Source organism: Tolypothrix sp. FACHB-123 (assembly GCF_014697075.1).
Taxonomy (GTDB): Bacteria; Cyanobacteriota; Cyanobacteriia; order Cyanobacteriales; family Nostocaceae; genus Aulosira.
In genome coordinates, this window is the sequence record NZ_JACJRE010000008.1 from 109,890 (window position 1) to 125,051 (window position 15,162).

Consider the following 15,162-nt stretch of genomic DNA (forward strand, 5'->3'; position numbering starts at 1 on the left):
CAACAGTCTCCACACAGATAAAATATAAAATAAATAAAAAAGCGGCTCTAGCTTTTGCTAAAGCACGCTTTGTACTAATTATTCGCCAAAATTTTTGTAGTTTAGTAATTGAAACTACAAGACTTGTAAAAGTTGTTTAATTTTAGTATCTTGGCGCTGCTTAAATTTATCAGGGAAATTCAACTCGATCGCAATTTTACCGTTGGGTTGTTCTTCTACCGAAGTAATTTCCGCCACAAATCGACTAGATGAAGGCTCATCCCCATCTCGATTCAATAGCAAGCCCACCAAAGGCTTGACCGTGCGCATGGTATGCCAATCATGCTCTCGTAGCGTTCTGCTAGAGGATACAGCTTTTGTATCTTCTAATTCCAAGCGTAAACCTGTTACCCCTAATTCCGTGGCGACTCCAGAGAAAAAGTGACCATCCCAATAAAGTTGACCGATAGTTTGTACTTGTTTGCGTACCTTTTTGCGACTGGGTTGTTTGATATCCCGTAAAGAACGCCGCAAACTAGTCGCCAAAAATCCAAAGGAAGCCATTGGCCGATCTATATATTGGCGTTTTTGGGAATACCATTCTCGGACATCCGAGTACAACACCAAAGTCAAAGTATCCAGTTGAGCCGGAGTAGTATTGATAAAATCAACTGCTAAATGGGTTTCTGTATCGTTATACGGAGAAATCCGGATAATCCTGGCTGTGAGGGTAGCACTAGCACTAAAGTCGCCCATCACCTCAATTTCGACTTCATCGGCTAAATTCGGCCAAGATTCCAAAGAAATTAACGCCCCAGTTTCGGAAATATTGATTGTTTCCCCCATTACTACTTGGTCGTTACTAGAAATAACCACATTTAGGCGTCGCTGTAACCTGTGTGCAGAACGGATTTGTGGTTGTTCAAAGCCTACTAACAAAGCAGCTACTAATAAAATCAGGTTTAAAATAGACCACATGGTATTGACTAGCACAGCTTGCCAATCTTCAGGCCGTAGTAGTAGCCAATAGGGGATAGCCAGCAAGGAAGCAACTACTACTACCATCACCAAAAACAGAGCGCGCATTGATTGCCAGTCAAAGGTACGTTTGTTAACAGACACACCTTTATCCGTGACGTTAAACGACCCCATCTTAGGATTAATTAGCGCCAACATAGTTACCCACCCAGCCTGGAAAGCCATTGCAAATTCAAAAATTTCATTCCAGAACGAGAAGCGGACTTGTTTGTAGATGATGTAATTGGCTGACAGGGAGAGAAGTATATGAGGGATAGCGTAAGCTAAAGTTTCTAAACCTAAACCTTGGACGGAGTTAATGCCAAATAATAAAAATAGAGTAGGTGCGATCGCATATATTATTCGAGGATATCCATATAAAAAGTGCGAAGTGGCGCTGAAATAACAAATCCTTTGGGCTAATGTTAACTTCAGTTTGGGGTTAAATAAGGGGTTTTCCAACCGCAATATCTGTGCCATTCCCCGGGCCCAACGTACTTGTTGTCCCACATAAGAAGAAAAGGTTTCTGGTGCTAAACCAGCCACCATAATTTTATCGTAGTAAACTGACTTGTAACCCAGTGAATGCAACCGCAAAGCAGTATGACAGTCTTCTGTCACCGTTTCTACAGCAATTCCCCCAACTTCTAAAACATGGGTTTTCCGCATCAATGCTGCTGAACCGCAAAAGAAGGCAGCATTCCAAAAATCATTACCTTTTTGCAGTACTTTATAAAACAGTTCATTACCCACCGGAATTTTACCATCGGTGAGCAAATTCCGTTCAAAGGGGTCGGGATTATAGAACCAGTGAGGCGTTTGCACAAAGGAGACTTTCGGGTCATAAAAGAAGCCTGTGGTGTGCAGTAGAAATTGGCGTGATGGAATGTGGTCACAGTCCAAAATCAGCACCAAATCCCCATCAGTTTTGTGAAACGCAGTGTTAATATTACCAGCCTTAGCATGTTCGTTATTATTCCGCGTCATGTGGATGCAGCCGAGTTCTTGGCACATTTTCCTGATTTGTTCTCGTCTGGCGCGGAACTTTTCCCGACGCAGATCGCCTTCTGAATATCTTTCCGGACGACCATCATCAAGAATATAAACTTTCTTTTTCCCAGGAGCATAGTCACAAGCCAAGGCTGCTAACGCCGTCTTGCGGACAATTTCCACATCTTCGTTGTAAGTCGGAATGTAGATATCAACGCTAAACCATTCAGCTTCTGGGATATTAGATAAATTAACAGGTTGACGTTCTTTAATTTTCAGTGTTTGAAAATATGCCAATACCAAGGTCAAAATCGCATAAAGTTCCGCCGCCAATAGCAGCAAACAAGCAATACTATTTATCCAACCATCAAAATTAAGCGTATAGCTGACACGGTAGTATAAATAACGCAGTGTTGTCACCAAACTCAGCCAGATCATAAATAAATGATAATACTGGCTGATTTCTGGAGAAGATTCTTCATTTTCTGCTTGGACAACTAACTGACCAAGTAATATTAAAAAGACAGCAACTGCACCTTGCTGCCAAACTTGTATCGGCGTAATAACTAACGGTACGGAAACTATCAATAGCAGTAGCGCCAGCCACTTTAACTGTTTGAGACCGACTTGCTCTAGATGACGATCAAAGAATCTGGGGGTAAGGTCAATCAGCCAGTTACCCAATTTAGGGCGCTGGCGATCGCCTGGTTTACGGGGTGGTCTATAAGAAGAAGAAGAAGACATTATTTAATGTTAAATTTTGGATGTGAGATTTAAGAGAGCATTTGTCATTGCACGCAGGAAATTTTTAGTTTTTCCTGCGTGCATTGGGATTTTTTATTTCTTTTCCGAATTAGCTAGCCGCTTGATATACAACTGAGAAATGCCGTAAAACAGCACCGATAAACCCACAATTCCTAGAGGTAGTAATAGCCAATTTTCTTGGATGAGTCGCGACACCTTACTTAAGAGCGTGGTCTTTTCGATGCGATTCACCTTTGGCGCGCTTTGGAAAAAATCTAGCTGGTAAGCATCAGCATCATAGGGATTGGGGTCTTTTTGATCGCTGCTAATCAGCACCGTGTCTTTTTTGAGTTGGAAGAACCACGGATCTTGATTGAAAACTTGACGCACTCTTTCTAAACCAGTATCCGATTGAGCTGTCAAAGCCAGAAGCACGCGCTCTTTATTCCAAGGGGAAATAATTTGCTTAATCATCCCTTGGGCGTCCTGTGGAGTTTGCACCGTTGCTTGGGCGGATAAGCGAGAAAATGCTTGACTCAAATTCAAGCCACCAGATTGAAATACATCAGGAAGGGGAAACTTTTCTCTAGTACCAATTCCCACTAAATTGTTATTTTTGCGGACTGTTTCTGGTAATGAATCTGGAGTATAAACATCTAATTTGACCGTATCTGCTTGGCTGAGTCTTCCTAAGCGTTCGCTCAAAGCTAGCAAAGTTAACACATCTGTAGCTGTGGGGTTTTGGGGTAGAACGATCGCGGTGTTCGATAAATCTTGAGGTGCAGCCAATGGATAACCAAATTTCAACAGATTCAAATCTGGTAAATCTGCGGAGATTTCTCGTCGCAAGTCAAAACTAGTATCCGAATGCACCGTCCCTGTGAGTTGTTGATCTGGTGGTTGGAGACAGTTTTGTTGATCAAATGGTTCTCGCGAATTCATCCGGAAAAACACTTGCAGTCGAGAGTTAGGCTTAACCAGGTTTTCTGGTAAATTAACTTTCAGGTTTTTGCGATTTGCACCAGATTCCGAATCTAGACGCGCACCACCGATGAATACCCCATCTAGCAGTACTTCTATGGCTGAGGTTCTGGGGTTCATTTGCGGCCCATAGCTATAAACCAAGTTCATGGAACTACCGCGCAGAAAGCGATCGTCAGGTAAAGCCCGAAAATCAATATCAATTGCTGGCGCAGCTGCACCACGTACAGTCACATCAGTAAAAGGTTGACCGTTTACCTGGGTTTTAATCTCGCTCAGTTGGAATGTATTCTTCTCTGGTAAATAACGCGGCCATTGGCGGGTTCCAGGTGTGGCTGTATCCTGAAGTTTATCAACTAAAATTACCTGACCTGTACCCATTTTCCGCACGTCAGGCTGTGTGAGAAACTGCACTGCTTTCGCTACAGCTTTACTGCTATTGCCAGTAGCAATTAATACGGGAGCGTTACTCTTCTCAGTGCGGGTAATCAGCAATACACCTGTATCTTCAGGTATGGGATTATTATCGCGATCAAGAATTTGAGAGCTAACAACTTTCAAAGGTAAATTCTTCCAACTAGCCAGAGCGGGTTGTTCGCTAGGAGTCCCAATAATGACTAAGCGTTGGTTTGGCTTGACATCTGATACATCTGATACCAAGCTTGTCTGTATGGGGCGAAAATCCGCAGTTCTCCCTAGGGATGCTTGTAAGCGAGCTGCTGGAGTCAGCCAAGTTTGACTCACTTGGCTAGGTTGCAGGTAAACAATTTGGTTGGTATCTAAGCCCAGTTCATCAAATACAGGATAGGGATAGCGACTAAAGTTGAGGGGAATTGGCTGCTGTTGAAAGTTAAAAATTAATTTAGAATCGGGCAGAATTTCTGTCCACAAATCTGCACTATTGGGATTGCTACATTCTAGAGAGTTGCTCTGCTGAGCAACAATTGTTAATTCGTTATAGTCCTGAACTAACTTCGACGGTATATTTAACAACACTTGACCGATTTGCGACTGTTTGCGGTTAAGTGGCACGCTACCTACACTCGTACCGTTGAGTAGCACTGTCAAATTAGAGCGGCTTGCATATAAAGCTGGAGAATGCTGGAAGCGGATTAAGGCTTTTACATTTCCTCGATCTAATTTCCAATTACGGGGACGGGTAAAAGCGAGGCGACCTTCAGAATAAACTCCTCGTAAACGCATCCGGTTACCAACAACTGGACTGCGATTAAATTCTAGGTTGTAAGTGATGAGATTTTTGGCATCAGTTGCTTCGGATAAAGAGTTGGCTGGTGACTTTTGTGTACTCTTAGCCTCTGTATCTGCTTGCGCTAATAAAATAACTGGCTGCTGGTTGTTAGCTTTGCTCTGAGCATTAACCCTGGTTAATGCATCAGGAAACAATAAACAGCAGGAAGTCGCAACGACTATTGTTGTGCCAGTGGGTAAAAGATGAAACAACTGCTTCATGGTATGCCGTAATGGTAGATTTTCTTAGTTTTTGTGTTTAATTAATTACTTATGAAACAATACGAGATAAGTTAGTATTTACATATGCGCGATCGCTTTCCACTCCTCTGTTTGATGGCTAAACTACAAACTTGGTGCTACTTACCTAGAATCAGTTCCCTTGGTAGTGAATCTGGAGACCATAACCCTAACCAAGCTAAATTTTGGGTGTAATAAGCAGAGTGTTCTCCCCAAATTCCTTGCTTGTATTGCGGTAGCAATTTTTTCGTCAGTACTTCTGATGCTATTGAGGGTTTAACCAAGCGCATGGCAGCATAGAACATGGCGTACTGAGATGTAGCATCGTAATCTACTAATTGATTTCCTTGGAGATCTATACGTGCAGGAAGATAAGATTTTTGCGTCCATAGATTTTGTAGGTTTTGAGTAGATTGCTGTAAATATTGCTGGGCTTGGGGTGAATTGAACCACACAGCATCCAGTGATAACCGCCACCAAACGCGGTAAGCATCGAAACTATACAAACTCTTGAGGGCACTAGAGTTTGGCATAGTTTGGAATTGATTGGTTTTGAGATCTAACGCTACCCAATCGCTAGGTAAACCCACAGTAGACAGCCGTGCAGAGTTTTCCAAAATTTGGTAACTGCTATCGACTAAACTCAACCAATCCCGTCCAGGGTCAATTTGGGCAAATATGCGAAAAGCATAAGGAGCCAAATATGAAGGGTTGAGATAGAGGGTGGATTCATTGGGGACAAAGGCGGCTGTGGGGCCCGGTAGCAGATAGCGTTTACCGTCAGTTCCAGAAATAGTAGATAGGTTCCACAAATCTCGTAATTTGGTTTTCGCCAGTTCCATATATTCTGGACGCTGCCAACGCCGTGAGGCCAAAATCAAGGCGGTAATGGCATCTATATCACCATCGCTGGCAAAGTTGCTGTCGATAATACCCCAGCTATTATCTGGCTTTTTACCCCACTTCCAAGCCCACAAATTATCTGTAGGTTTGCCATTTTGTTGCCTTAGCAGATTACTTTCTGCCCACTTTAAAGTCAGAGCAAATGTTTCTGGATCGTCAATGAACACAGCTCGCAACATTGCATAAGCTTGACCTTCACTAGTGGAATGATCGCTCGCTTCATAGTCGATGACTCGTCCATCACCTTGAATAAATTTGCGGCGGTAGCTATCCCAGCTTTCAACTAGTAATTGTCGATTTGGGGTTGATTCAGGTAAAGCAGCCAAAAACACTGACTTTTGATCGCTACCATCTACAGGAGTAACATTTGGTACTGGAGTAGGTAAATCGTTTGGTGTTTTGGGATTCACTACTAAGACACAAGCTGATAGACCGAGCGGGCAGAGAATTACTGCCAGTTTTGAGAGGTACCGCATCCTAAGAACTGTTTGGTTTGTGAAACGTTGACAAAGGGTGCAGGAGGTGAACAAAGAAAACCTAGATATTTGGTTGTTTATACTCACGAAACCTGCACTCATTTTTCCCCTCAAGTGGTTCACAATTAACTACGCATTGCTAATCTTTGATAAAGAAATCTGGGCGATCGCTAATTTTTACTTCTGCGTTGTGAATCTTCCCAAGCAGGTTGAAACCCTCGCCGCAGCAGAAAGTCTTCTTGGATTTGTCGCATCTGGCGGTCTATATCTGTATCCACAGATCCTTGAGCCATAGTTTCCATTTGTAGTTTTTCTAGCTGGGTTAATGCTGATAAGGGTTGATCGAGAACCGTACTCAATCCAGCTAAAGCCCGTCTGGTATCTTTATCATCTGGCTTTTGTGCCAACACCTGATTGTAAATTTCCTGGGCTGACTCAAAGCGGCGTTGTTCAAACTGAATTCCGCCCAATGCTGCCAAGGCATCAATGTTATCTGGTTGCTGTGCCAGAATATTTTCATAAGCCACACTGGCTAAATCCAAATTACCGACAGCACGAGCTAATTCTGCCTGTAACTGATAGGCATCTGAGTTATTAGCTAAACGAGCAATTAACTGTTTGACCCTAGCTTGCGCTTGAGCGGGATTGCGTTGGGCTATCACCTGCACTAAGCGCAGTTGCAGAGGGATATAACTGGGATCGAGTTGCAATAAGTAATTATATAAAGCTTCTCGTTGGGGGTCGGCAGGTAGCACGCCCGCCAAACTGTATAGTTCTGAAGGTGTATTAGTTGCTGGTTGAGTTGCTAACCAATTATTCAAAACTGCTTCTGCTTCTGGTTGGGAAATCCGTTTAGCTTGATAGGCAATACTGGCGCGTCCTAGTTGAGTTGGTAAATCTTGAGGATTGCGATTGATTAATTGGTCATATATGGCTACAGCTTCATCAAGATTTTTTTGTTGCAACCGCACACCAGCCAGTCCCCGTAAAGCGCCGTCAATAATATCATTACTATCGGGACGAGCAGTCAGTATAGCTTGATAGCGTCGGGCACTAGCTTCTAAATTACCTTCCCGGCGCTCAATTTCTGCTGCCAGTAATTGTGGTGCCAAATCACGAGAATTGTTATTGCTAGCTGTGTAAGCTGCTAAGGCTTGTCTAGCACCATTCAGGTCATTCTGCTGGATATACATCTGAGCTATCCGAAAATTCAAGAATGGTGCATTGACTCCCGATCGCAAAATAGTTTGGTAAACAGGTAGAAATTCGGCATCGGGAGTATTGATATTAACTAAAGCGTTAGCTAGTTGCTGTAGTTGGGCAGAGTTTGTGGGTAGCGGTTGCAAAATAGCAGCTAAACGTTGCTTGAGTTCATTTTTACCCACCATTCCTAGTTGGGATTCCAAGGCTAATTGCTGTACTAGCAAACCGCGATCGCCTGGGAATTGGGAAGCTATTTGTCGGTACAATTTCAGGGCTGTTTGTCTTCCTTGGGGGAAGGCGCTAAAAACATCAGCAACTTCTCGTAGTAATGTGGGGGAAGGATTGGGATTATTACTTAGAGCCTGATTATAGAGACTGATAACTTGCTGTGTCAGAGTGGGATTGTTGATCCGCTTGCGAATTTCATTGAGCGATCGCGCTAAGGGTAAAATCGCATCGGCTCTACCTTGTAATGGATCTAATATGGCTAAGGCTTGTGCTTGCTGCTGATTGGCAAGGTAGGCAATAGCTAGTTCCTTACGAGTCTCTATAGCTAGGGCATCTAGGCTACTGGAGCGCTTTAACTGGACTTCTAAAACTTGTACCGCCCCTCTACTATCACCAGTTTCTCTTAAGGTGCGACCGTAAGCTACAGCCGCATAACCAACTATGGGTTTACCCGTACTTTGGTAGCGGTTAAATAACTCCAAAGCTTTGGGAAAATCGTTACTGTAGCTATAAGCTTGCGCAGCACCAATGACGACTTCTGGCGTGGGGTTATTAGCTAGTACCAGTCGATAATCTGCGAGGGACTCGGTAAACCTTCCCTGGTAAGAGTAAAGTTGGGCGCGGTAACCGAGGGCTTCGATATCGTTGGGATTTGACTTAAGAAAAGTTGTTAAAGCTGTAATTCCTTGTACTTGCCACTCTGGACGGTAAGTACCTAACAACCCAATAGTTTTTAACGCTAGTGAGTTATTCGGATCTATCGCTAGTACCTGTTGATAGGCATTCCAGGCTTCGGAAATGCGTCCGGCGTGACGATAGGCGATCGCTAACCCTAACCTTGCTTGTAAAGAAGAGGGTTCTTTCTTAAGTACTTGTTGAAATGTACTAATAGCATCATTGACTAACCCCTGATTGAACAAGGTAAAACCCTTTTTTACAGATGCCGATACATTTTGTGCTTGGGCAGAGGCAATGCTGCCTAAAGGTGGCACAGCTATTAAATAAGTAAAAAGGGGCAATGAAAAAGTCAAAAGAGAAAGATATTGAATACATATACCTTTTGACTTTTGGCTTTTGCCTTGTTTATGTTGCCTCATCGAGCATTTCTCCCTCTTGGAGTCACATCAAACTCGGATTTTACTCTCACACCTACAACTGTTTCCGAGAAATTATCCCGTCCTTGAACGGTAAAACCTAGACGCAGATTGGGAATAAGTTGAAAATCGTAATAAAGTTCCACTACATCTGGTCGAGATTGATCGCTACGACGCAGGCTTTCGTTCGATAAGCCACGTCCGTAAGCTAGTCCTAGGCGATCGTCTCGCGTAAATAAATCTAATAAGGTGGCTCCTAAAACATAGGTATCTGCACCCTGTCCTAAGTCGCGGTTTTCATAGCGACCATAGCGTCCAAAAAGGCCTAATTTTAAATTGGGTATAAAGACTTCAGCATTCAAACCATAAGCTTCTTCGCGATCGCTTTCGATAGGCCCAAATTGATTATTTCCTCTAGCAATGCTGTAACTTTCGGCAAAGCTATCCCGAACACCACCATCGCGATTGGAAGCATAAGTACCCCGAATAATCGCGTTACCATAACGAATACCAACTTCTCCAGCAAAGCCATCTAAGGAAAAGTCACTGATTTTATCTGATGAAGAGAAAACAGCAGCTTTAGCTTCAATATTGTCAGTAACACTCCAGTTAACTAACAAGCCAGGACGGGAAGCAATCCCCGTGGCGGCTAATGCGGGATTGGTTTGAAATACGGGGTTAAAGAATTGGCTAGCCCCATCTTTAGCAAAGCTATTTCGGTCAAAATAAGAGGTTAAATCCATTTGACCTACCACAAATCGCAGATTTGGTATACCGGCGATGGAGGTGGCTAAATAAAGCTCGTTGATGTTCAAACCCTCACGTCTAGAATCATCAAAGCTGCTACCCTCACTAGTTAAGTCAATAGTTGCACCAAATAAGGCTTGCGGAGAGATGGGATAGACTCCCGTGACTCTCGCCCTTGCTGAAGTATCACCGCCTTGAGTCACATAGACGCCTTGGAATTGTAAATAGGGTTCTTTTAAAGCACTGCTAGTAAACTGAGGGCGTTGTTGACTAACGATGGTTTTTGGTTGTGTAGGTGTAGCTGGTGTAGGAGTAGTCAGTAATTGATTAAAAGTAGGCGTCGGGGTAGAGACGTTAGATTGTATGCTGCTGGTTGTCCCAGGAAGTGGTGGTAAGGGAGCTACTTGGGAGTTGAGTACTTGGTTAAATGTTGGTGTTGTCGGTGCAGTAAATTCTTGGGCTACAACTTGGCCGGGAAGTGGCGGTAGTTGTGGCTGTAGATTTTCTCCCTGTTTCACCAATCCCAAACCGAAGTCAGAATTATCTCCACCCACTGCTGTTTGCAATACGGTCTTCGGCTTTTGCACCTGGGGTTTAGCAGAATTACTTCTTCCCCTCACCTGCTGTTGAATAAAGCCCCTCTCCTGTTGTTGGAGATTGATAACTGGTTGTGATGGTACTACTGGTAAGGGATTACCAATAGGTGCGTAGGCAAAGCCCGTTGCAGGCATCGCTATCCCATCTACCCTATCTGTTGTCGGTGGCGGAGGTACTGTTTGCAATCCCAATACTGCTTTACCCACGGGCACAGAAGATGACGGTACTGGTAACAAGTTTGTATTACCTAGATGCAGATCGTTAGTTTCTGGTTGAACCTGGTTGACTTGAGCTAACGATGCTTCACTCACAGCCAATACCCAAAAAATCGAGACTGCAAGATTACTCAGCAGTAAGTGCACCTTTTGGGGCTGTTTTGAACAAGTAAGTTTCGGACAATCGAATACTTTTTGGCTCATGAGCCTAGTTGGATTTACTAGTAAGTCTTTACTTTATTTAATGTTGCTACTTTAGCAAATAATCTGAGTATTAACATCAATATTGATGAATTTTATATTTGCCAAAAAAGCTTTGTAAAAAGTTGATAAACTCTGCATTTTTTGAAATTAAATTGGGCAGAATAAATAAAAACCTTTCTTAAAAGGCATAAAAACCACTAGAGCTAATATATCCATGAAAATACTTAATCTACAGCGTTTTCGTTTAAAAAGGCAAAACTTATTTGCTGCTTCTCCCTTAGTTCTTACCTGTCTCATACTTTTAGTTAGTAATTATGGTTGCGTAAAAAAAGTACAAGTAGAAACCCAACTAGAAATTCAAAACGTTCAATCAAGAGAAAGTAATAGCTTATACAAAATAACTGGGAGTACGAATTTGCCTGAATCCAGTCGCATTAGCGTGGCAGCAGTCCGTTATTTACGTCCTACATCTGGACAACCAGGAGTATTGCTGAACTCTAATACCAGTAGTAAAATTTCAATTCTCGCTCGCCAAATTGTAGAAGTGAAACAAGGAAAATGGGAAGCCGATTTGAATCTATGGCAAGTCGCACCTGATGGTCGTTTTGAGGAAGTTTGGCAAGCTAATCAAACACAAATGAAACTGACACCTGAAAGTGGCGTGACATTTATCGCTACTTTCAATCCTGGTGCTCAGTGGGAAAAATCAGATAATCGTAAATTGGAAGAAAAGCTACAGCTAAATCAAGATCTGGAAGGTAAGTTAGTACGTTTTACTAATGAAGGTGAAAAGTATGCACAAGCAAGTCAAACTTTATTAATTCCCTTACCTACAGGTAAAACAACGCCACCACGTCTACTACCAGAAGATATTAATGGTGGCTGGGGAAACCGATATCAAATTCTGCCAGAATCTAAAATCACGAGAACAACATCAATAGCACCAACTAAATCTAGGCAAACGAATGCTTCTTTGCTGCCTTCGGAGTTTCTGCGTTAACTAAAAATTTTGATTTTAACCCCACCTTAATCTAATTGAGGTGGGGTGTTTTCACAGGAGTAAACTAAATACCGCTCAATAGAACTTTTGCAAGTGTCTTGTAAGTGATATTTGATATTTGTAAGTTATATTTGAGGCTGTCAGTAGTCATTAGACTTTTATCTGGGCAGAGTTAACTCAGATATATTTTTCCGAATAAGTTATCTCACTCCAACTGTCCTGACTGACTATTGACAAACCTAACCTGGATTTACTGTGCTAGTTGCTTAAGTTCTAATCAACTCACACTCATCAAATAAGCTGCATCAAAGCAGCTGACTCGATTATCTGAATATAATGTCATTAAACCGGATGGTTACTGGAAATATCATAATAGATTTGAAATTTATCTGCGGCTTTTGGTGCAGCATTTGTGGTTTGAGGGATACCTTGCAAGTTGTGCTGCATTTTTTGCATCTGCAACATCATTTCTCTTAACTGTTTTTGTAACTCTTCAACCTCAGTTGCCGTGATTGTTGTCTTATTGACTGCATTTGTGGTAACCGCTTCTTCCTGATTGTTTGTGTTGGTTTGAGCATAGCTCAGGAAGGTTTGAGCAGATGCAAATTTAGACGTAGCAGCAACAGTTCCGACAGTTTTAGTTGCATTCTGTTGAGTCACAAAATGGGGCACAGTCTGAACTGGCTGGTCATGTATTACTGGTGGAGTTTGGACTACTACTGGTTGGGAGAATGTGGTAGGTACATTATTTGCAAGAAGAGTGCTATCTAAAGGTACTTCATCATCCAAAAAAGCCTTCAATCCAGACACTTGCAAGCGAGATTCTGACTGCTTTAGTTCCTTAAGTAAAGCTTCTTTTTCCTGTAGGTTTTGCTCTAAATGAGATAGTTCTTGCTCATATTTTGCTGATTTTCGGGAAGAGTGTCTCCATCCACAAACGGCGGCGGCTGATATGCCGGCTCCTAGACTAATGGTGGTAGATAATATGACGTAAGGAATAGCAACATCTCTCAGCTTGCCGTAAAAAATAGGTTCTTCTTGAAATCTAATAGCTATTTGCTTTTCCCCTAATGCAGCCAAGGGAAAAGACATTAATGAAAATACACCGCAAGAAGCAATAATAGGTGGCAGAAAGAATTTTTGCAATGCAGATAGAGACATATGAGAAACGTAGGTTGTTTGTCTAATAAAACAAGATGTAGATTGCAGCATAGTATAACCACTGATGAAGTCTAGCTTTGATAGCTTTTCAGCGGTTAATGAATATTATTACTGCATTAGTTCCAAATTATTCTCTTCATGTCTAATATGCAATATTAGACTCATGAAGAACTCGGATAAGTAATTAAATTTTTCGTAAATTTAATTACCAAACTACCAGTATAAAAATAATCATTAATATACTTACGTTTCTTTTAAAGGCTGATTAAATATAGGATTTAAGCACATTTAAAGGATAAAAATCTGACAAATTGAGGAACCTTATATGCTAGAGATAACTCTATACAAATTAGTACGGATATGCAAAATTTTTAAGTCGTAATTATCCTTTTACCAGGCTTTAGGCATTTCCAACAAATAGTGCATTTACGTAATCATGTAATCAAAAATATGCAAAATTATCTTAAAAAGAAAAAAAAGAAATTACTGTTTCTTCAAAGATTGATTTTATTTTTTTTTGCTTTAGTAGTGTGCTTGCTAGGGAGTATGACACAACTACCCGCCCATATTCATCTATATGTGGCTAATGCTGCGATACCTACTGTTGCAAGTGACACAATCCAGCTACCACTTTCAACCTTGGGGGCAAAAATTGTCGATGCTAGAGGCAAGGAAGTGCTATTGCGAGGTGTGAACTGGTTTGGTATGGAAACAGAGACACATGTACCTCATGGATTATGGCAGCGAGATTATAAAGAGATGCTTGCCCAGATGAGGTTGCTGGGGTATAACTTGATTCGCTTGCCTTATTCTGTGGCAGGATTGCGTAGCTTGCCGCCGCAGGCATCGCCTGATATTAATGGTGTTGACTTTAGTATCGGTAGCAATATAGAACTTCAAGGCAAAACGCCTTTACAAGTGATGGATTTAATTGTTCAAGAAGCAAAAAACCAAGGATTATTCATCCTTCTTGACAGCCATCGCCTCAACGATCGAGAAATTCCCGAACTTTGGTATGGAGATGGTTTTACAGAAGCAGACTGGATTGATACGTGGAAACTGTTAGCGGAAAGATATAAAAATCAAGCTAATGTCATTGGTGCAGACTTAAAAAATGAACCGCATGGACGCGCCAGTTGGGGTACTAACGATTTAGCTACTGACTGGCGGCTAGCAGCAGAACGTGCAGGTAATGCCATCCTCAGCGTTAACCCTAACTGGCTAATTATCGTTGAAGGTGTAGAAAACAATGTTCCTGGCCAAAAACTCAAGCACCATTGGCAAGGTGGTAATTTAGAAGGTGTCAAACGCTATCCAGTACGCCTATCCCATCCCCGTAAGTTAGTCTATTCTCCCCATGAATACGGCCCGGGAGTTTTCAATCAACCTTACTTTTGGGAACCTAGCTTTCCCAAAAATCTCATCCCTCGCTGGCAAATTGGCTTTAATTACATTTCTACTCAAAAGATTGCACCAATTTTGATTGGTGAGTTTGGTGGACGACAAGTAGATAATATTTCTCCCGAGGGTATTTGGCAAAATGAATTTGTGAAATACATCCAGAAGTATAACTTAAGCTTTGCCTACTGGAGTTGGAATCCTAATAGTGCTGATACAGGCGGTATCTTATTAGATGACTGGCTAAATTACGATCGCCCCAAGCAGCAATTATTATCTCAACTGCTACCATCTATGGAAGTTAGTCAGCAGCATGTCTCTTTATCTCCCAATTATTTGATCGCCGCAACTCCTAGAAGTACAAACCAACTGCAAGTCACTACTAACATATATGCTAATTGGGAAACTGGACTCTGCACCAATCTGAAAATTATCAACCCAGGTAATAGTAAGGTGAGCAACTGGCAACTCACATTCCATCTTCATCAAGCTAGAATTAATAACTCTTGGAATGCTAATTTTCAACAGCAAGGAGCAACACAATATGTTGTGACTCCTTTAGATTGGGGAAAAGTAATTGAACCAAATCAATCGCGGGAGATTGGTTTTTGTGCTCAGAAATTGGGAGTAGATTACCAATTAAGACATATAGAAGTGAAAAGTGAAAAATAAAAAAGAGCTTTAAGAAGCCAGTATCGAAGCCTGGAAACCTAGCTTTATCCTTTGCAATATCAGTA

The 15,162-nt window shown here is 41.9% G+C and carries 8 protein-coding genes; 2 read left to right on the forward strand and 6 right to left on the reverse strand.

The window, feature by feature from the left end:
- Positions 1-114: 114 nt before the first annotated feature.
- The 5 genes from bcsA to H6G41_RS08040 all read right to left on the reverse strand — a co-directional run bounded on the left by bcsA (position 115) and on the right by H6G41_RS08040 (position 10,866).
- Entirely contained in the window at positions 115-2,730 is a 2,616-nt protein-coding gene (bcsA, locus tag H6G41_RS08020) for a UDP-forming cellulose synthase catalytic subunit (RefSeq protein ID WP_190745282.1), read from the reverse strand.
- A gap of 93 nt (positions 2,731-2,823) precedes the next feature.
- Positions 2,824-5,181 (reverse strand): cellulose biosynthesis cyclic di-GMP-binding regulatory protein BcsB, encoded by a 2,358-nt coding sequence (locus H6G41_RS08025; RefSeq protein WP_190745284.1) that lies wholly within the window; start codon positions 5,179-5,181, stop codon positions 2,824-2,826.
- A gap of 137 nt (positions 5,182-5,318) precedes the next feature.
- Positions 5,319-6,578, reverse strand: coding sequence for a glycosyl hydrolase family 8 (locus tag H6G41_RS08030; RefSeq protein WP_190745286.1), 1,260 nt, complete (start codon positions 6,576-6,578; stop codon positions 5,319-5,321).
- A 170-nt stretch (positions 6,579-6,748) separates the two neighbouring features.
- Positions 6,749-9,106: a tetratricopeptide repeat protein gene (locus H6G41_RS08035; RefSeq protein WP_190745288.1), complete on the reverse strand. Its 2,358-nt coding sequence runs from the start codon at positions 9,104-9,106 to the stop codon at positions 6,749-6,751.
- Positions 9,103-10,866, reverse strand: a complete 1,764-nt coding sequence (locus tag H6G41_RS08040) for a carbohydrate porin (protein WP_190745290.1) — start codon at positions 10,864-10,866, stop codon at positions 9,103-9,105. Before H6G41_RS08040 ends, H6G41_RS08035 begins: the two co-directional genes overlap by 4 nt.
- 214 nt (positions 10,867-11,080) lie before the next feature.
- Between H6G41_RS08040 and H6G41_RS08045 the strand changes: the two genes are divergently transcribed.
- Positions 11,081-11,866: a hypothetical protein gene (locus tag H6G41_RS08045; protein WP_190745292.1), complete on the forward strand. Its 786-nt coding sequence runs from the start codon at positions 11,081-11,083 to the stop codon at positions 11,864-11,866.
- 342 nt (positions 11,867-12,208) lie between these two features.
- Here H6G41_RS08045 and H6G41_RS08050 read toward each other — a convergent pair whose 3' ends face one another.
- Positions 12,209-13,078, reverse strand: a complete 870-nt coding sequence (locus H6G41_RS08050; protein ID WP_242037833.1) for a kinetochore protein SPC24 — start codon at positions 13,076-13,078, stop codon at positions 12,209-12,211.
- 399 nt (positions 13,079-13,477) lie between these two features.
- Here H6G41_RS08050 and H6G41_RS08055 point away from each other — a divergent pair, with 399 nt between their 5' ends.
- Positions 13,478-15,097 carry a cellulase family glycosylhydrolase gene (locus H6G41_RS08055; protein WP_190745294.1) on the forward strand — a complete coding sequence of 540 codons (1,620 nt, stop codon included), beginning with the start codon at positions 13,478-13,480 and terminating at the stop codon, positions 15,095-15,097.
- The last annotated feature ends 65 nt before the right edge of the window (positions 15,098-15,162 follow it).